Raw genomic sequence first — 17,646 nt, forward strand, 5'->3', positions numbered from 1 at the left:
GCCCGGCAGGAAAAACAGCAGAGCCAGGATCAGGTTGATGACAAACGTCATCCCCAGGCCCTTGTGCAGGAACACCGCGAGCGGGGGGATGAAAATCGCGAGGATGATTTTGAGCAGGTCCATCTTCCGAGTATAGCCCTGGGCAGGGTCGCTCTAAATCATGGCTTCCAGCAGGTTTCATTCGCTTTATCCCTGATGATCGGTGGGGTGAAGTGGCATTTCTGCCCCATAGGTGGGGTGAATTGTTGCCGAAATCCACTGGCCAATTGACGGAAAAAATGTAAAATGTTGACAAATTGCGTCATCATCCGTCACGGAGTCTCATCATGTTCAAATGGGTCACACTGTCCTTGATCGTCTTAACGCTTTGTTTTTCAGGCTTTGCGTCTGCTGAAAAGCCCAATATTGTCCTGATCTTTGCCGACGACATGGGCTACGGCTGTGCCGGGTCCTACGGCGACACGGGGCTGGTGCCCACGCCCAACATCGACCGCCTCGCCGCCGAGGGCGTGCGGTTCACCGACGGCTATGTCACCGGCCCGGCGTGTGCCCCTAGCCGATACGGCCTGCTCATGGGTGCCTACCAGCAACGCATCGGTGTGCAGGGCACCTGGGACGCCTACGTCAATCTTCAGGACGGCAAGCCACGCGATACCCCGGAGAATAACCGCGTGCCCAGCACCCACAAGATGGTGCACCAGACGCTGTCGGGCGCGGGCTACCGCAGCGCGGTGGTCGGCAAGTACAACCTGTCGAGCTACCCCAAGACGACCTTCGACGAGGGCCACTCGGTCATGATGTTTGCCGGGGACTACTTCCCCGATGAGACCGGCTACTACGGCGGGGTGGGTTACATGCTCGCGCCCGGCACCTACAAGCGCATCCTCTGGGGGCCCGAACGCCCCGGCGACGAATACCTCACCGACCGGCTTGGCCGACAGTCCGTGGAGTTCATGGAGCGTGAACACGAGAGGGGACGCCCGTTCTTCCTCTACCTCGCCTTCAACGCGCCGCACAGCCCGATGCAGGCCAAGAAGGAAGACCGCAAAGTCGTGGAACACCTCGAGACCGAGGCGACCAAGATGTACGGCGCGATGCTGCACTCGATGGACGAGAACATCGGAAAGGTGCTCGATGCGCTCGACCGTATGGGGATCGCAGACAACACGATCGTGGCGTTTGCCAGCGACAACGGGCCGTCGTTTGCGTACCGGGTCGATTGGCCCGAAAACTGGCCGCGCGAGCTGCTGGGGAGCGCTGGTCCGCTGCGGGGCCACAAAGGCATGTTCACTGAGGGCGGTATCCGCGTGCCCTACATCATCCGCTGGCCCGACGGCCTCCAGGCCGGTCAGGTCTACGAACGCCCGGTCAGCACCATGGACTTGTATCCCACGTTCTGCGCCGCGGCGGGCATCCCCATCCCCGAGACAACCAAGCTCGACGGCGTGAACCTGCTGCCGTACCTGCGCGGCGAAGTCGAGGGCGACCCGCACGACGTCCTGTACTGGAGCATCCGCAACCGCGGCGCGGTCCGCCAAGGCGACTGGAAGCTCTACGTCGATGGCAAACCCCAGCTGTACAACCTGGCCAACGACATCGGCGAAACCACCGACCTCAGCAAGCAACACCCCGAGATCACCCGGGAACTCAATCAGAAGTTCCAGGCCTTCCTCGAGATGCAGCCGCCCAAGCTCTACAAGGGCAAGACGCCGTTCGATTAAGGCGTTTTGTGTAGGTCAGGCATGCCTGCCTGACAAGTTTTTTCTCGCCAGCGTCAGGCAAGCATGCCTGACCTACGCATCATCCGATTCATTTTGCGGGCCGTTGCAGTTCGCCCCAAACCCGACACCAGTCTCCCCCGAGGACTCTCATGCCGCGCTACATTCTCGCACTCTTCGCTGCCACGCTGATGCTAGCCCCCACGCTCCACGCGGCCGAACCCGGCAGCCAGCGTCCCAACGTCATCTTCATCATCACCGATGACCTCAACGACATGATCGAGGGCTACGACGGCCACCCGCGGGTCATCACGCCCAACCTCGCCAAGCTCGCCGCCACCGGCACGAGCTTCACCCACGCCTACTGCACCACCGCCATCTGCGCCCCCTCGCGGACCAGCATGATGACCGGCATCCACGGCCACAACTCCGGCAGCCTCTGGTTCGACACCTGGTGGAAGAACGAAACGCTGGCCAACTCCCACACCATCGGGTCCTTCTTCCGTGAAAACGGCTACCACACCGCGGGCTCGGGCAAGGTCTCCCACGTCCCGCACCACAAACGCTGGGACGAGTGGCACAAAGACCCCAACTACGGCCCCCACGCCTGGAACGGCAAAGAGCGCGTGGGCAACCCCCACCTCCCCGCGCCCTTCAACACCCTCGGCAAAAACAACGGCGGCTTCGGCCCGACCTCGCTCGTCCCGTGGGACGGCGAAGATGGCAAGGGCTGGGTCGCCTCGCCCGGCAGCACCCCGCCGCTTTGGCGTTACGTCAACGAAGACGACCGCGACCCCACCCCCGACGAGGCCAACGCCCAGTGGGCCGCCGACTTCCTCGACGCGTATCCCTCGCGCGACATCGATAAGCCGTTCTTCCTCGCGGTCGGCCTGATCCGTCCGCACTCGCCGACGCACGCTCCCGACCGCTTCTTCGACATGTACCCGCTCGAAGACGTTGAGCTCTTGCCCAACAAGCCCAACGACATGGACGATACCGGCTACCCCGCGGTCTTCCCCCTCGACAAACGTGGCTACCACATCGCCTACCAACACCTCATCAATTCATACAGCACCGCGGCCGAAGGCCTGCAGCGCTTTGTTCAGTCCTACCTCGCTTGTGTGACCGCGATGGATGAAAACGTCGGCCAGGTCCTCGACGCCCTCGAACGCAGCCCCTACCGCGACAACACCATCGTCATCTTCACCAGCGACCACGGCATGCACCTGGGCGAGAAAGACCACCTCTTCAAGCTCACCTTGTGGGAAGAAAGCGTCCGGATCCCGCTGATCGTCTACGCGCCCGGCCTCACCCCCGCGGGCTCCAAGGCCTCGGCCCCGGTCTCGCTGATCGACCTGTTCCCGACCCTGATCGACCTCTGCGACCTGGAAGGCGATACCCGCATGTCCGACAAGGGCCTGCCGCTCGACGGACACAGCTTCAAGCCGCTGCTCAAAGACCCCGAAAACGGCACGTGGGACGGCCCCGACGCGGCGCTGTCGTTCCTCTACTCCGGAGGCTGGGCTGAGGACAGCCACCACAATTGGTCGCTGCGCACCGAAGACTTCCGCTACATCCGTTACCGCGACGGCGGCGAAGAGCTCTACGACCACCGCGTCGACCCGCAGGAGTGGACCAACCTCGCGTCCGACCCCGAACACGCCGACACGATCGAAGCGTTCCGTGCTCGCCTCGAAGAGCAGGTGCCCGAGGCGTGGGTGCCGATGCTGCCTAAATCGGCGAGAAACTAAACGGCGGATTTACTCCGGCTCAGTGACCGGCGTTTCGTTTTTGCTGGTGATCGAGAAGCCGCTGAAGCCCGCGTAGTCGTCGGGGTTGCCGTAGTTGATGGTCACCTCGTCGACGCCGTCGACCTTCGTGAAGGTGAACGTGGCGAAGGCCTCGGCCTGGGGGACGCCGTGGACGACGGTTTGCTTCGAGGACTCGACGCCGTCGTAGGTGATCGAGAAGATCGTGTCCTGTCCGGGCTTGTCGCCGCCGCCCCAGGCCGCGACGGTGACGGTGGACCCCGCTTCGATTTCTTCGAGGCTGCTCACGGTGACCGACGAGGAAGTCTTTTGGACATAGAGGTAGGAGTTGAGGATCGGCGTCTTGCCGTAGTCTCCGCCGAACGCGCCGTAGCCCACCAGGCGTTTGAACGTGACCTCCGCGACGATGCCCACGCCCTCCAGCTCGGTGTCGTTGTCCTTGGCACGTGCGGGGGCCATGTTAAGGAGCATGTTGTTGACCTGGGCCTGCGGGTCCACCTGCGGGTCGGCGAGGGCGAAGTCGTCCGTCGACGCCTGGGGTTTTTTCTGGTTGCCCGCGTTTTTGTCGCCGGTCTTGAACGGCCCGAAATCCACCAGCAGCGTGACCCCCGCCGACGACGTGCCGCAGATCATGGAAAGACTCAGAATCGCAAAAGCAAAAAGACGCATGGGACGTGACCTCGGGGGTAGAAAGAGCGAAGTGGGGATCGTTGCCTTCGGTTTTATCGACGCTCAGGCGGTATTCGATTAACGACATTGTAGCCCAACGCCCGCCCGGCCCGGGCAACGGGGGCGGGGTGATGAGGAGGCCGCGACACGTTGGTGCGCACAGAACCTCGGCGTCTGATCCGAAAAATCGGAAAAACTTAAAAATGATTTTGCCGGTGAAAACGCGAGGTTTTTCGTGGGTGGGCCACCAACAGCGACGAGCCCGTGCGCACCGCCCAAGCGCCGGGGCCCATGGTGTCGGCCCCCGGTGGTATTCCAGGCGTGAAGGTTGCACAGGCAAGGCGCCAAGCACGCCCATATCCGGGAGCGCCGGGCTGATGGCCCGAGCGGACGTGGCGATGCCATGGGTACCACCTTGCCGGGAACCCCATGGGTCGGAGCCGTGACGGGAAGGCGGTCGAGGGTTTGGATTCGGGAAGGCGGTTTCATCCACCGATTAAGACGATTGAAACCAGATTCCAAGGTAGTAATTCCGTGTTTTTAATCTTGCTCCAATCGTCTTAATCGGTGGATCAAATGTCTTTCACCCGCTGCACCACGCGTGCCACAACGTGCCCCGCCACCGGAGACGGACGGGGATCGAGGTGCGGCGGGGAATCTGAAGCCCGCTCTTTGACAATCGAACCTTGCGCACCAACCGAGGACCAAGGCGAGTCCGCAGATTTGTTAGCAAAGTGCTAGATTTATGGGATTAATGAGGTTCGTAAGCGGGTTGGCTGGGTATCTCAGTTTTGCTACAAGGAGCGTGTCTTGCTGGAAATGGTGTTGATCGGGGTTGTGGTCGGAGCGGCAATCGCACTGGCGTTTGCTAACGGAGCCAACGACAACGCCAAGGGTGTCGCCACGCTCATCGGCAGCGGGCTGGTCAAGATCAAGCCCGCGGTGGTCTACGCCGCGGTGACGACAGCGATGGGGTCGGTCGCGGCGATCTGGATCGGCGCGGAACTGGCCAGCAAATTCAAAGGCAAAGGCATCGTGGCCGACGCGATCTGGCAATCGGGCAGCTTCGCGGCCTGTGTCGGTTTGGCGGCGGGGGGGACGGTCTTGCTCGCCACCCGGCTGGCCCTGCCGATCTCCACCACCCACGCGATGGTTGGCTCGATCATCGGCATCGGCGCCGCGGGCGGCGGGCTCGAATGGGCCGCAGTGTGGAAGAAGTTTTTCTATCCGCTGATGGCTTCGCCGTTCATCGCCCTGGCGTTGGCGGCGCTGCTCTACCTGCTATTCACCGGGATCCGGCGGCTGGCCCGGATCAATCGAGAGACGTGCCTGTGCGTCGGCCAGGAAGTCGTGCCCCTGTCTATTGGCGGGGACGGCACGCTGGCGATGGCCAGCACCGGCGTGACGCTGACCGCCGACCAGGCCGAGCAGTGCGAACAGCGGTACACCGGCCGGTTCCTCGGGATCAGCGCCCAGACGGTGCTGGATCGCTGCCACTTCCTCACGGCCGGGGCGGTGAGCTTCGCCCGCGGCCTCAACGACACGCCCAAGGTCGCGGCGCTCATGATCGGGCTGAGCTTCATGACCGACTGGCAGGCGGTGGTGGTCGTCGGTATCGGCATCGCGGCCGGCGGCTTGCTGGCGGTCCGCCGTGTGGCCCAGACCATGAGCCACCGCATCACGGGGATGAATGACGGCCAGGCGTTCACCGCAAATCTGAACACCGCGTTTCTCGTGATCGTCGCGAGCAAGTGGGGCGTTCCCGTGAGCACGACGCACGTGAGCTGCGGCAGCCTGATCGGCATCGGCGCGGTCAGCGGGCAGGGCCGGTGGAAGATGATCGTTACAATTGTGTTAGCGTGGGTCGCTACCCTGCCCGTGGCGGCGGTTTTGGGTGCACTGTGCTGGACGCTGTTGGGATGATCCGACACAATCCCCCGCGTGAATGATCAGAAACCATACGGGCGGTGGATCGCGGAAGCGGTGGGGACCTTTCTTTTGGTGCTCTTCGGTACGGGCGTGGTGCACGTGGCGGTGTTCAGCGGCGCGTTGCAGGGGCTTGGCCAGGTCGCGGTGGCGTGGGGTATCGGGATCGGCTTGGCGATCTACGCGACGGCTGCCGTGAGCGGGGCGCACCTGAACCCGGCGGTGACTTTGGCGCTGGCGATCTGGCGGGGGTTCTCTTGGAAGCAGGTCGGGCCGTATGTCGCGGCGCAGTTCGTTGGGGCGTTTGCGGCGGCGGCGACGTTGCACGGTTTGTTCCACAACTGGATCGCTCACTTCGAGACGGCCAACAACATCACCCGCGGCGAGCCGGGCAGCCAACGCTCGGCGATGGCCTACGGCGAGTACTTCCCCAACCCCGACTTCGGCACCGACGCCGAGGCGTTCGAGTTAGTCAGCCACGTCCAGGCCTTCGGGGCCGAGGCGTTGGGAACGGGGCTGCTGGTGTTTTTCATCTTTGCGTTGATCGACCCCCGCAACCGTAACGCGCCTTTGGGCAGGGCGGTCGCGTTCCCGATCGGGCTGGTGGTCACGGTGCTGATCTGCCTGCTGGCGGTGCTGACCCAGGGTGGCTTCAACCCGGCCCGGGACTTCGGGCCGCGGGTATTCGCGTTCCTGGCCGGCTGGGGCGAGATCGCCATCCCCGGGCCACGCGGCGGTTTTTTCACGGTGTACATCCTCGCCCCGCTGGTGGGGGCGGTGATCGGTGGAGCGGCGTTCGATTTCCTGATCCGCCCGCACCTGCCCAAGGCTGAGCAAGACTAGTGGGAATAGAATTGGTGAGCGTACGGTTAATCCCGTACGCTGATTTATGCCTGTAACCCTCTGTCTTGGAATCAACCTGTGAATAAACCCGCTGCCGACGCTCCCGCCCGCCCGACCTCTTCGACCGGCGAGACGCCCCGTTCATCCGATTCGGCATCCGGCGATCAGCCGTACAACGTCGAGCAGGAAGTGGTGACCCGCTACGCCGCCGGGGCCGAGGCGGTGGAGGCCGCGTTGTGCTGCCCGACGAGCTACGACCCTAAGTACCTCAAGATCCTGCCCCAGGAAATTATCGAGAAGGACTACGGCTGCGGCGACCCGTCGGAATACGTCGGTGAAGGCGAGGTCGCACTGGACCTGGGCAGCGGCGGCGGCAAGATCTGCTACATCCTCTCGCAGAAGGTCGGGGCCGAGGGCAAGGTCATCGGCGTCGACATGAACGACACGATGCTGGCCCTCGCGGAGAAGTACAAAGACGAGATGGCTGAGAAGATCGGCCACGCCAACGTCGAGTTCCGCAAGGGCCGTATCCAGGACCTCGGGCTGTCGTGGAACAAGGCCCAGGCGTACATCGACGCCCACCCGATCACCGACATGGCGGGCGTGGCGAGCTACGAGGCCGAGTGCGACCGGCTCCGCAAGGAAGAGCCACTGGTCGAGTCGGACAGCGTCGATGTGATCGTCAGCAACTGCGTGCTCAACCTCGTGGCCACCGAGCAGAAGAAGCAGCTGTTCAACGAGATGTACCGCGTGCTCCGCAACGGCGGCCGCTGCGTGATCAGCGATATCGTCTGCGACGAAGACCCCACCCAGAAGATCCTCGACGACGGCGACCTCTGGTCGGGCTGCATCAGCGGCGCGTTTCGCGAGGACCTGTTCGTCAAGATGTTTGCCGACGCGGGCTTCCACGGCATCGAGATTCTCAAGCGCGAAGAAGAGCCTTGGCAAACGATCGACGGCGTCGAGTTCCGCTCGATGACCATCCGGGCGTACAAGGGCAAGCAGGGCCCGTGCTTCGAGCGCATCCAGGCCGTGGTGTACAAGGGCCCGTGGAGCCAGGTGCGCGACGATGACGGTCACGTCTTCAACCGTGGCGAGCGCATCGCGGTGTGTGACAAGACCTTCAAGCTGCTGACACGGGGCGAGAGTCCTTACGCAGGGCACCTGATCCCGATCGAGCCGTTGGAAAGTATCCCGCTCGAGGGCGCCGAGCCGTTCAACTGCAGCCGTACAGTCAAGCGCCACCCGCGCGAAACCAAGGGCCAGGACTACGACGCGACGACCGAAGCCAGCGACTGCTGCGGCACCGATGGCTGCTGCTGATCGCTTGGCATCGGACTTTCAATCAGAAGTAATTACGAACGCCTAAGTATCGGCGGAGTTTTCGCGCACGCCGTTGCGTAGCAACGCGATCGCCATGTCGCGGATCATGGTTTGGAACTCGATGCCCATGTGGGCGAGTCGCGGGTCTTTCAAAGCTTCCGCGACGGGGTGGCTGGGGTGGCCGTGCGGCCAGGCGCCCGCGACGGCGATGCCCCATTGCCAATAGATCGCCATCGCGGCTTCGGTCGGAATACCGAGTTTGTCCGCCATCGCTTGGAGCAGCGGGGCGGTCGCTTCGTGGATGGTCAGCTTGAACGTGATGATGGTCTCGGTCGAGACGTTGCGTTCGAGCACGGACGCCAGGCTGTGTAGCAGCTGAGCGAGGCGGGGCTGGGCGGTCAGTGTGGCCGCGAGACGGTCCGCGATCTCCAGGCAAGCGGCGTCCGCGTCGGACGGCGACAGGGCCCCTATCTCTTTGGCGGTGGGCTCAACCCATCGGTCGTAGTCACGCAGCACGAGCTCTAGCAGCACGGCCTCCCGGCTCTCGAAATACAGGTACAGCGTCGGCTTGGACAGCCCGGCCTGACGCGCGATCGCGTTGAGGCCGGCGTTCTCAACACCGCCTTCATCAAGGAGTTGCGCCGCAGCGTCGAGGATCGCTTCGCGTCGCTGGGCCCGCTGTTCGTCGCTGCGGGCTCGCTGCCAGGTGGGGTCGGATTCGGTCATTTCTCAGAAAATCATACCTTGTGGGTTGACATGTTACCAGTGGAATATTATTATCCTACCAGTGGTAAATAATCGGTCGGCTAAGCCCGTCAATTCACCCCAACCCGAAAGCGAGAACCCCATGAACACGATCATGATCACCGGCTCCTCCAGCGGCATCGGCAAAGCCACCGCGATCTACTTCCAGCAGCAAGGGTGGAACGTCATCGCCACGATGCGTAAACCCGAGAACGAAACCGAGCTCACCGAACTCGACAACGTGTTGGTGACCCGGCTGGACGTGTTGGATCAAGCCTCGATCGACGCCGCCGTGGCCGCGGGCATTGAAAAGTTTGGCCGGATCGATGCGCTACTCAACAACGCGGGCTACGGCGCGTACGGCCCGCTGGAAACCTTCCCCATGGAAAACATCCGACGCCAGTGGGACACCAACGTCCTCGGGCTCATCGCGGTGACCCAAGCGGTGCTCCCGCGCATGCGGGCGAACAAGTCGGGCGTCATCGCCAACGTCTCGTCGGTCGGCGGCCAGGTCACCTTCCCCCTCGGCGCGTTGTACCACGGCACAAAGTTCGCGGTGGAGGGCTTGTCCGAATCCTTGCACTACGAACTCGAACCGCTGGGCATCAAGGTCAAGATCATCGAGCCGGGCGCCATCGCGACGGACTTCATCGATCGTTCGTTCGATTTTTATCACGACGAATCGATCGAAGAGTACCAGCCGATCGTGCAGAAGATGCTCTCGAATTTCGAGCCGATCATGGACACCGCTTCGCCGTCGTCGGACTGCGCGGAGGTGATTTACAACGCCATCACCGACGGCACGCCGCGGATGCGTTATCTCGCCGCCGGGGGTGCTGAGGAATTTATGGCTCTGCGTGAGGGCGTTGACGACGCGGCGTTTTTCGCGCGGATCAAGGAAATGATGGGCTTGCCTGCCTAAACCGTGATCGAAATAACCCTGCCGATGGTGGGACCACTCAGGAGATGAATCATGTTGCAATACCCCGAAAACAAAACGGCTCTGGTCACCGGCGCGACCGGCTACGTCGCGGGCTGGGTGGTGAAACGCCTGCTCGAAGAAGGCTTCACGGTCCACGCCGCGGTGCGTGACCCGCAGAAGATCGACAAGCTCCGCTACCTCGATGCGCTGGCGGAAGAATTGCCCGGCAGCATCAAGTACTTCCGCGGCGAACTCACCACCCCGGGCTCCTACGCCGAGGCGATGGATGGCTGCTCGGTGGTATTCCACACCGCCTCGCCGTTCGCGATCAGCGTGGATGACCCGCAGAAAGACCTGGTCGATCCCGCGCTCCTTGGTACTCGCAACGTGCTGGAGCAGGCGAACCAAACGCCCAGCGTGAAACGCGTCGTGGTGACCAGCAGCGTCGCCGCGATTATGGGCGACAACATCGACGTGAAGAAAACACCCGACGGCAAATTCACCGAAGAGCAGTGGAACACGACGTCGTCGCTGGACTACAACCCCTACCTGTATTCCAAAACGGTCGCGGAAAAGGAAGCCTGGAAGATCGCCGAGGCCCAGTCGCAGTGGACGCTCGGTACGGTGAACCCGTCCTTCGTGCACGGGCCGGCAATCAACCCGCACGCCGGTGGCGAGTCGATGGAGTTCATCCGGCAGAACGGCGACGGCACCATGAAGAGCGGCACGCTCCGCCTCGGGATGGGCGTGGTCGATGTCCGCGACGTCGCGGAGATGCACATGCGGGTGGCGTTCCACCCCGGGGCCAACGGGCGGTACATCGCCTTGGGCCACAACACCGATTTCTTCGAGATCGCACAGGTCCTCCGCAAGGCGTTCGGCGAGGGGTATCCGTTCCCGAAACGCGCGGTGCCGAAGTGGCTGGCGTGGCTTGTCGTGCCGTTCGTCGACAAACGTATGACCCGGACCATGATCAGCCGCAACGTCGACGTAAAGTGGATCGGCGACAACAGCAAGAGCCAACGCGATCTGGGTATGACGTATCGCGACCTCGAAGACACCTTGCGTGATGCCTTTCAGCAGCAGGTGGATGCTGGCGAATTGAAGCCCGCAGCATGAGTTGAGTCGCGGAAACCAGCAGGTCGATGAGATCAGCTGCGATCGCCGCAAGACGCCAGCATCTGCTCGGCGGTGTCATCGCCGTAGCGTTGGGCAAAGTGCGAGAGGTGTTTTCGGTGTTCAGCGAGAACGCCACCGTAATCACCATCTTCGGCCAGGTTTTGCATCTCGCCGGGGTCTTGCTCGAGGTCGAACAAGGATTCATACCGCGGCCCGACGCTGTAGAGGCAGTATTTGTACCTCGCGGTACGGACCATGCGTCCGTCCGGTGCGAAGGGCTGGTCGAAGATGTCTGCGCCTTGGACCGCCTTGTTCTCGCAAACCAAGTACTCCGCCGTTTCGGTGGCAGTCCCGTGTGCGGCGTTTACGAGGCTCATGCCAGGTAGGCCTTGAGGCAGCTCAACCCCGGTGAGTTCACCCAAAGTGGGCAACGTATCCACGCCGAAGTTGACCAGGGCGTTGGATCGACCCGGCGACAATCCGGGGGCGTTGAGGATATAGGGCACGCGGGTGGATTCTTCGTAAAACACGGTTTTCTGGTTCCACCCGTGGGCGCCTCGGCATTCGCCGTGATCGCTGAGGAGCAAGATGATGGTGTTGTCGTATTCACCGGAGTCGTGTAGCGCGGTGAGGACTTCGCCGATGCGTTGATCGACGAGTTCGATCATGCGGTAGTAGGCCCAGACGAGTTCTCGCCATTGGGCTTCGCCATAATCACCGACCGGAAACATGGGGTTGGCTTGATAGGCTTGCTTGGCGAGGCTGACGGCAGTGGCTTCGCTTTGCGTCTCGGCGAGATTGGAGCGCAGGGGAGGGCACTGGTGTAACGGAGGCGGCGTGCCGACATCACCGTCGGGCAGTTCGCGGTCGCCTCGCGCCCACTCACAGATGTTGTGGGGGTTGTTGAACGAAGCGACCAGGAAGAAAGGGGTTTCGCGTTTGGCACGGATGAAAGACGCGGCGAGTTGTGGCGTGATCAGGTCGATGCCGTTGGCGGGCAACGTGTCGGAGACAGCTTGAAATCCGTGCAAGGAAGTGTCGGCATAGGGGAATTGAAGGTGCCACTTGCCGAAATACGCGGTGTCGAAACCCGCGTCGCGGAAGTAGGTGCCGAGGCAACGGAAGCGATTGGGTTCTTGGGGGACCGAGTTGGTCTGCAGCCCGATCTCGTGCGGGTAGCGCCCCGTGAAGAGCGAGGCACGTGCGGGAGCGCACAGGGGGTTGGGCGTGTAGGCCCGGTCAAACACCACCCCGCTTGCGGCCAGCGCGTCCATATTTGGAGTGTGCAGATGCTCACGGCCGAGCACGAAGCTCATGGCCTCGGCGGACTGTTGATCGGTCATCAGGATTAAGACGTTGGGGGTGGCCATCACGCTATCTTCACCGAAAAGTTCGTCGCCCATGGCTTTCGACTATTGCTCAGTCGATCAACACCAGCGTGTTGGGGTGTTCGTTGGTGTCGTCTTCGTCTCGGGGCAGTGCCTCGAGGTGCTGCCCCGCGCGGCGGATGGTTTGGCACAGGGCTTCGGCGGCGTCGGTCTCGGCGAGCAGTTTGGTGAGGTCGCGGCAGAGGGTGTCGAGGGTGGTTTGCGATAGCGCTTCGAGCACGGCTTCGTCGGCGAGGATGACCGCACGGCGTTCGTCCATCGAGAGGTAGATCAGCAGCCCCGTGCCTGCGCGGGTGTGGTGTAGGGATTGATCGAAGAACGCGGCGCTGGCGGCGTGGCTGACGTTCTCACGCTGCTCGGACTTGGGGACGAACGGGCGACGCAGGGGCCAGGCGTGCGAGGCCCACACGGTGCCGAGGACGAAACCGCCGAGCACGGCGAGTGCCATGAAGGCGATCTTGGTCGTGGGGGTGTAGCCCGCCCAGGTGTCGCCGCCGGGGACCGCGTCGGGCAGGAAAATCCAGACAAGCCCCGCGGCGATCATGCCCAGGAGCAGGCCGAAGATGTCCTCGGCCCGGTCGTATCGGCCCGAGGATGCGGCCGCGACACACACGATCTCGGCCGAGGTGATTTCCTCGACCTCGCCGATCGCGGTGTTGACGCGTTGGACGTCCTGTTCGTCGAAATGGCGTTGCATCCGTGACATGACTTACCAGCTCCCGCTCGCGCCGCCCCCGCCACCGAAAGATCCGCCGCCTCCGCCGAACGAACCCCCGCCGCCACTGCTCCACCCACCTCGGTCGGAGGAAGACCAACCCGACGCAGTCCAACGGCCGTCCGGCCTCTGGCGTAATCGAAATAGCACGAAGCCGATGAACACCAGCACCGTGCCCCAGAACAGCCAGGCCCAGCCGGAGCTGCCTCGCCTGAACAATGACACCACCGTAAAGATCGCCAGCCCCGCAAACCCCGCCCACCAGATGTACGTGCTGCGTGACACCGGCCGGGCGGGCACCGCTTCGCCCCGGGCCATCTTGTCTAACGCGTTGACCCCGGCCACAATCCCCGCCGCGTAGTCCCCGGCCCGGAACGCGGGCAAGAGGTGCTGGTCCATGATCCGACGCGACGCGGTGTCCTTGCTGCCGGCCCAGGTGCGTCCGAGCTCGATCCGGGCGGCGCGGTCGTCCAGAGCTATCACGAGGAGGATGCCGTTGCGCCAGTCGTGGTCCTGGTTGAGCGGGTGGGCGTCGCCGATCTCTTCGAAGAGGGTGCGGGCGAAGGTTTCGATGGTCATGCCCTTGCCGCCGTGATTGCTCATGGCGTCGATCGTGAGCACGAACATCGGGACGCTGGTGTCGTTGAGCAGGGTTTCGCAGCGCTGGTGGAGCTGGCGGACTTCGCCCGGCGAGAGGACGCCGACGGTGTCGCGGACGAACTCGCGGTCGTCGGGTCGGGCGATCGTGAGCGGCGAGGCGGTGGCTCCCACGGCGAACAGGAGCAGCAAGATGGAGACGAGTCGCTGCATCGAGAGCTTTATCGGCAGTGGGGCGGTGAAGACTCCGCTTTAGGTTGGCTGCAGCGAACAGGGTTTAGGCCGGCTCGGCCTGGCTCTGCACGATCGCGTAGGCGACGTGGGTCACGCAGCTGTTGATTCGACGCAGGTGCGTGAGGATGTCGAGGTGGACGGAGCTCGACTCGTGAGACTGGGTCTGGCCCTGACGCAGCCGGGTGAAGTGGCTGTCGCGGAGCTGTCGCTCTTCTTCGCCCAGCGCCTGCTTGTGACGCAGGAGGCGTTGGGCAAGGATCTGATCGCGGGTGGCGAAGGCGGTTTCGGCGATGAGCAGGTTCTCCGCGACCTTCTTGTAAAAACTGTCCAGCTCGGCCCAGCCGTCGTCGGAGAACCAGATGTCTGTCTCCGCGCGCTTCACGACCAGCTCGGCGAGGTTGCGGTCGATGATGTCGCCGATGGTTTCCAATTCGTTGGTGTAGCGCAGCTGGGCCATGACCTCGGCGGACGTATCGGCGTCGGCGTCTTCCCCGGCGATGCGAGCGAGGTAACGCTTGATCTCGCGGTCCAGCAGATCGACCTGGTCGTCGCGTTCTTGAACCGACTGAGCGAGTTCGGGGTCGCGCTTCTGCAGGGCCTGCCACAGGTCGTCGAGCATCCCGCGGACCATGGCCGAGACACGCATGATCTCTTGGCGGGACTGGCCGGTGGCGATCGCCAATCCGTCGATGTGTCGGTTGTTCAGGAACCGTGGGCCGAACTCCCGTTGCTGGGCTTCGGGGGGATCGGGGGCGATTCGATTCACCAGGTAGTACACCGGGTTGACCAGCGGCAGGAAGCAGGCGGCCATGACGAGGTTGAACCCGCTATGCGACACCGCGATCTTGCGGTCCAGGTTCAACGGCAGCCCATCCACGAAACGGATCACCCAGGCCGACAACGCCAGGAGCATCACCGCGGTTGTGAGTTTGCAGATCAGGTTGCCCAACGCCAGCCGACGCGCCGCGGGTTGCGAGCCCGCGATGATGAGCAGGGTGACGCCAACCCCGACGTTGGCCCCGATGACCACGGGCACGGCAAACGACATCGGGTTGAGCTCGCCCAGGTCCGCCGCCGCCAAGCCCATCGCCAGGCCGATCGATGCGGTTGAGGATTGCAACGCGATCGCCAGGACCGCCGCGATCGCGGCGAGCAGGAAGGGGTAACGCGCGGCGAGCGTCAGCAATTCGAGCAGGTCCCCGTCGGGCTGGACCGAGGACGCGGCCGAGGAGATGGTCATGATGCCCAGGAAGATAAAACCAAGGCTGAGGACGACCTGCCCGATGCCCCGGCTCCGGCTCGACCGAGTGAACTGAAACAACGCAACGCCGATGGCCACGAATCCCGCGGCGTATTGATCCAAGCGCAACGCGATGAGCAGGACCATCATCGTGAGTCCGATGTCGGCCCCCAGGATCACGGCCAAAACTCTGCGCGGGGGCAGGTGCCCGTCGCGCACCGTCTGAACCGCGAGGACGGACATGGTGGTCGAAGACGGGGCGATCACCGCCACGCCGATGCCTGCGAGAAACGCCTTGATGCGAGACCTCGCGAACCGTTGCATCACCGGGCCCAGCCGATCGCCGAGCAGGCGGTCAAGCCCCTTCCGCAGGAACCGGACACCGAACAGAATCAGCGCCACACCCCCCGCGATATTCAGCAGTAAAACCATATCTCGACTCTCTGGCGCCCTCATCCATGTATGAGCGCAAGAGGCCATCCTAACAAAAGATTAGGGAATTGTAAGTTTTATGAGAGTATTTGAGCGTTCATCGGCTCTGCGTCCCACGCCATTGCATTGAAAAAGCGCCACGGTCGGGTGGCGTTATTCGGGACAGATATTTTGGGTTTTTTGCGGCCGCGATGCCTCAGAGGGGCACCGACGTCACGCCGATCGGATCACTTGAACCGGGTGGTGAGCCAAGTGGAGATCGCGGTGTCGTATTCCGCGGTGCGGGTGAAGGCGGCGGCGGCGAGGTGTTGACGCAGGGCCAGGGTGGTCGCGCCGTCGTTGGCCTTCAGGGCATTGGTGACGGTGTCGTACTGCTTGGGGTCGGTGACGATGGTCACGTAGCGGTGGTTCTTCGCGGCCGAGCGCACCATGGACGGGCCGCCGATGTCGATCTGCTCAATCGCTTCGGGCGTGCTGACCTCGGGGTCGGCGACGGTACGCTCGAAAGGGTAGAGGTTCACCACGACCAGGTCGATCGGGGTGATGTCGTGTTCTTCGAGCGAGGCGGCGTGGTCGGGCTTGTCGCGGAGGGCCAGGAGGCCGCCGTGGACCTTGGGGTGCAGGGTCTTGACGCGGCCGTCCATCATCTCGGGGAAGCCGGTGACTTCTTCGATGCCGGTGACGGGCAGGTCGGCCTCGGCCAGGGCTTTCTTGGTGCCGCCGGTGGAGATCAGCTTCACGCCCAGCTCGTTGAGTCGGCGGGCGAAGGGGATGAGGTCGGTCTTATCGGAGACCGAGAGCAGGGCGGTCTTGATGGGGATCGCTTGGTCCATGGGTATAAATGGTTGTTGCTCGGCTCAACCTGCCGAGAGGGTGGAGACTTAAGACTCAGGGCCGGGGGTCGATCCGCATGATCTCGCCGCTGGGGGTGACCATGAGCAGGCTTTGTCCGGGGCCGGGCTCGAAGATTTCGATCTCGCGGGTGGGCACGGTCTGGATGACGTCACCGGTTTCCGGGTTGATCTTGCTGAGGGTTTGGTCGGCGTAAGCGACGACCTTGCCACCCACTTCGGCGATGGGCTGCATCGACGCTTCCGACTTCCACAGCGGCTTGCCGGTCCGGGCGTTGATCGCGGTCAGCCCGATGCCCGGCTCAACCACGTAGATCACATCGCCGAACGCGGCGGGTGTCTGGCTTAGGGGGACTTCGGAGCGGTAGACGGGCCAACGGTATTCGCCGGTGTTGGCGCGGAGGCTATAGAGGGATTGGTCGTCGCTGGCGATGACCACGTCCAACGCGTGACGGATGGGTTCTGAAGACAGCTGGCCGTAGGTGGCGCCGCGCCAACGCAGGTCACCGGTCTTGGCGACGAGCATGGCGTAAGAGCCATTGGAGTCGGACACGAAGACCGATTCGCCATCACTCAACGGCGTGGACATGATGCGGCCATCAAGGCCGTACATCCACTTGCGGTAGCTGTCGACGACGTCGTAGCCGTAGACGTTACCGTTGATCGAGCCGAAGACCGCGATGTCATCCACGAGCAGCGGGGACATCGTGACCGGCAGGGGCAGGTCGTAAACCTGCGCGATCTGGCCGTTGCTGCGGAAGAGCTTGAACAGGCGGCGGCTGGAGTTGACGAAGATATAGTCGTCGTTGCCAAACGCGGCGTAGAACGTTTCCAGGGGTTCGCCGATCACCGCTTTCCAAGCGAGCGAGCCGTCGTCCGCATTGAGGGCGGTGATGAAGCTGCTGGGGCGTTCGACGGTGACAATCAGGTCGCCGATCGTCCGGACCGCGTAGATGGATTGCTTCTTGGACAACTCCAGCGAGCGTGCCCAGCGGTGGGAATAGCCGAACTGGTGGGCGTAGCCGGGTTCAAAGGGCAGCCCGGTACGGAACTCGGCCCCGGGTGGTACCAAGCCGCTGGTTTCGGATTTCTTCGCGGTGGAACAACCCACCATCACGAGGGCGGCCAACAAAACTAAACACCGGCTAACGTTCAT

General features: G+C 63.2%; 15 protein-coding genes and 1 pseudogene. 7 read left to right on the forward strand and 9 right to left on the reverse strand.

The genetic code is table 11. The features are described 5' to 3' along the window. Window positions 1-36 precede the first annotated feature (36 nt). Window positions 37-123: pseudogene (locus HNQ40_RS18745) on the reverse strand (YqaE/Pmp3 family membrane protein); the annotation flags it as partial. Window positions 124-326: 203 nt separating this feature from the next. Here HNQ40_RS18745 and HNQ40_RS14255 point away from each other — a divergent pair. Next, a complete protein-coding gene (locus tag HNQ40_RS14255; RefSeq protein ID WP_184678500.1) occupies window positions 327-1,721 on the forward strand; it encodes a sulfatase family protein in 1,395 nt (464 codons plus the stop codon). A gap of 149 nt (window positions 1,722-1,870) precedes the next feature. After that, the gene (locus tag HNQ40_RS14260) at window positions 1,871-3,469 is read left to right on the forward strand and encodes a sulfatase (protein WP_184678501.1); all 1,599 of its coding nucleotides are present in this window, start codon (window positions 1,871-1,873) and stop codon (window positions 3,467-3,469) included. Between the two features lie 9 nt (window positions 3,470-3,478). On the opposite strand, the gene HNQ40_RS14265 is transcribed toward HNQ40_RS14260, so the two are convergent. Continuing rightward, window positions 3,479-4,156, reverse strand: coding sequence for a hypothetical protein (locus HNQ40_RS14265; protein WP_184678502.1), 678 nt, complete (start codon window positions 4,154-4,156; stop codon window positions 3,479-3,481). An 819-nt stretch (window positions 4,157-4,975) separates the two neighbouring features. On the opposite strand from HNQ40_RS14265, the gene HNQ40_RS14270 reads away from it, so the two are divergent. The 3 genes from HNQ40_RS14270 (at window position 4,976) to HNQ40_RS14280 (ending at window position 8,248) form a co-directional block, all read left to right on the forward strand. Next, a complete protein-coding gene (locus HNQ40_RS14270) occupies window positions 4,976-6,079 on the forward strand; it encodes an inorganic phosphate transporter (protein ID WP_246403266.1) in 1,104 nt (367 codons plus the stop codon). Window positions 6,080-6,097: 18 nt separating this feature from the next. Then, window positions 6,098-6,925: an MIP/aquaporin family protein gene (locus tag HNQ40_RS14275; protein WP_184678504.1), complete on the forward strand. Its 828-nt coding sequence runs from the start codon at window positions 6,098-6,100 to the stop codon at window positions 6,923-6,925. A gap of 78 nt (window positions 6,926-7,003) precedes the next feature. Next, complete coding sequence (locus HNQ40_RS14280; RefSeq protein ID WP_184678505.1) at window positions 7,004-8,248, forward strand: methyltransferase domain-containing protein; 1,245 nt, start codon at window positions 7,004-7,006, stop codon at window positions 8,246-8,248. 42 nt (window positions 8,249-8,290) lie between these two features. On the opposite strand, the gene HNQ40_RS14285 is transcribed toward HNQ40_RS14280, so the two are convergent. Beyond that, complete coding sequence (locus HNQ40_RS14285; protein ID WP_184678506.1) at window positions 8,291-8,974, reverse strand: TetR/AcrR family transcriptional regulator; 684 nt, start codon at window positions 8,972-8,974, stop codon at window positions 8,291-8,293. 121 nt (window positions 8,975-9,095) lie between these two features. Between HNQ40_RS14285 and HNQ40_RS14290 the strand changes: the two genes are divergently transcribed. Continuing rightward, a complete protein-coding gene (locus HNQ40_RS14290) occupies window positions 9,096-9,914 on the forward strand; it encodes an SDR family oxidoreductase (RefSeq protein ID WP_184678507.1) in 819 nt (272 codons plus the stop codon). A gap of 51 nt (window positions 9,915-9,965) precedes the next feature. Further along, the gene (locus HNQ40_RS14295; RefSeq protein WP_184678508.1) at window positions 9,966-11,033 is read left to right on the forward strand and encodes an NAD-dependent epimerase/dehydratase family protein; all 1,068 of its coding nucleotides are present in this window, start codon (window positions 9,966-9,968) and stop codon (window positions 11,031-11,033) included. Between the two features lie 32 nt (window positions 11,034-11,065). Here HNQ40_RS14295 and HNQ40_RS14300 read toward each other — a convergent pair whose 3' ends face one another. The 6 genes from HNQ40_RS14300 to HNQ40_RS14325 all read right to left on the reverse strand — a co-directional run bounded on the left by HNQ40_RS14300 (window position 11,066) and on the right by HNQ40_RS14325 (window position 17,646). Further along, window positions 11,066-12,403 (reverse strand): sulfatase family protein, encoded by a 1,338-nt coding sequence (locus HNQ40_RS14300; protein WP_184678509.1) that lies wholly within the window; start codon window positions 12,401-12,403, stop codon window positions 11,066-11,068. Window positions 12,404-12,452: 49 nt separating this feature from the next. After that, window positions 12,453-13,118 carry a TPM domain-containing protein gene (locus HNQ40_RS14305; protein ID WP_221435545.1) on the reverse strand — a complete coding sequence of 222 codons (666 nt, stop codon included), beginning with the start codon at window positions 13,116-13,118 and terminating at the stop codon, window positions 12,453-12,455. 12 nt (window positions 13,119-13,130) lie between these two features. Beyond that, window positions 13,131-13,946 carry a TPM domain-containing protein gene (locus HNQ40_RS14310; protein WP_184678511.1) on the reverse strand — a complete coding sequence of 272 codons (816 nt, stop codon included), beginning with the start codon at window positions 13,944-13,946 and terminating at the stop codon, window positions 13,131-13,133. Window positions 13,947-14,010: 64 nt separating this feature from the next. Further along, the gene (locus tag HNQ40_RS14315; protein WP_184678512.1) at window positions 14,011-15,639 is read right to left on the reverse strand and encodes a Na/Pi cotransporter family protein; all 1,629 of its coding nucleotides are present in this window, start codon (window positions 15,637-15,639) and stop codon (window positions 14,011-14,013) included. 227 nt (window positions 15,640-15,866) lie between these two features. Continuing rightward, window positions 15,867-16,472 (reverse strand): IMP cyclohydrolase, encoded by a 606-nt coding sequence (locus HNQ40_RS14320; RefSeq protein WP_184678513.1) that lies wholly within the window; start codon window positions 16,470-16,472, stop codon window positions 15,867-15,869. Between the two features lie 55 nt (window positions 16,473-16,527). Beyond that, a complete protein-coding gene (locus HNQ40_RS14325; RefSeq protein WP_184678514.1) occupies window positions 16,528-17,646 on the reverse strand; it encodes a PQQ-binding-like beta-propeller repeat protein in 1,119 nt (372 codons plus the stop codon).

The organism is Algisphaera agarilytica (assembly GCF_014207595.1).
GTDB lineage: Bacteria > Planctomycetota > Phycisphaerae > Phycisphaerales > Phycisphaeraceae > Algisphaera > Algisphaera agarilytica.

What these genes read in the sequence shown, in the direction of transcription:
- HNQ40_RS14310 (WP_184678511.1), bottom strand. Translation starts at nt 13,946, where the DNA reads ATGCAGCGACTCGTCTCCATCTTGCTGCTCCTGTTCGCCGTGGGAGCC.
- HNQ40_RS14320 (WP_184678513.1), bottom strand. Translation starts at nt 16,472, where the DNA reads ATGGACCAAGCGATCCCCATCAAGACCGCCCTGCTCTCGGTCTCCGAT.
- HNQ40_RS14300 (WP_184678509.1), bottom strand. Translation starts at nt 12,403, where the DNA reads ATGGCCACCCCCAACGTCTTAATCCTGATGACCGATCAACAGTCCGCC.
- HNQ40_RS14265 (WP_184678502.1), bottom strand. Translation starts at nt 4,156, where the DNA reads ATGCGTCTTTTTGCTTTTGCGATTCTGAGTCTTTCCATGATCTGCGGC.
- HNQ40_RS14295 (WP_184678508.1), top strand. Translation starts at nt 9,966, where the DNA reads ATGTTGCAATACCCCGAAAACAAAACGGCTCTGGTCACCGGCGCGACC.
- HNQ40_RS14315 (WP_184678512.1), bottom strand. Translation starts at nt 15,639, where the DNA reads ATGGTTTTACTGCTGAATATCGCGGGGGGTGTGGCGCTGATTCTGTTC.
- HNQ40_RS14285 (WP_184678506.1), bottom strand. Translation starts at nt 8,974, where the DNA reads ATGACCGAATCCGACCCCACCTGGCAGCGAGCCCGCAGCGACGAACAG.
- HNQ40_RS14255 (WP_184678500.1), top strand. Translation starts at nt 327, where the DNA reads ATGTTCAAATGGGTCACACTGTCCTTGATCGTCTTAACGCTTTGTTTT.
- HNQ40_RS14270 (WP_246403266.1), top strand. Translation starts at nt 4,976, where the DNA reads ATGGTGTTGATCGGGGTTGTGGTCGGAGCGGCAATCGCACTGGCGTTT.
- HNQ40_RS14325 (WP_184678514.1), bottom strand. Translation starts at nt 17,646, where the DNA reads ATGAACGTTAGCCGGTGTTTAGTTTTGTTGGCCGCCCTCGTGATGGTG.
- HNQ40_RS14260 (WP_184678501.1), top strand. Translation starts at nt 1,871, where the DNA reads ATGCCGCGCTACATTCTCGCACTCTTCGCTGCCACGCTGATGCTAGCC.
- HNQ40_RS14305 (WP_221435545.1), bottom strand. Translation starts at nt 13,118, where the DNA reads ATGCAACGCCATTTCGACGAACAGGACGTCCAACGCGTCAACACCGCG.
- HNQ40_RS14290 (WP_184678507.1), top strand. Translation starts at nt 9,096, where the DNA reads ATGAACACGATCATGATCACCGGCTCCTCCAGCGGCATCGGCAAAGCC.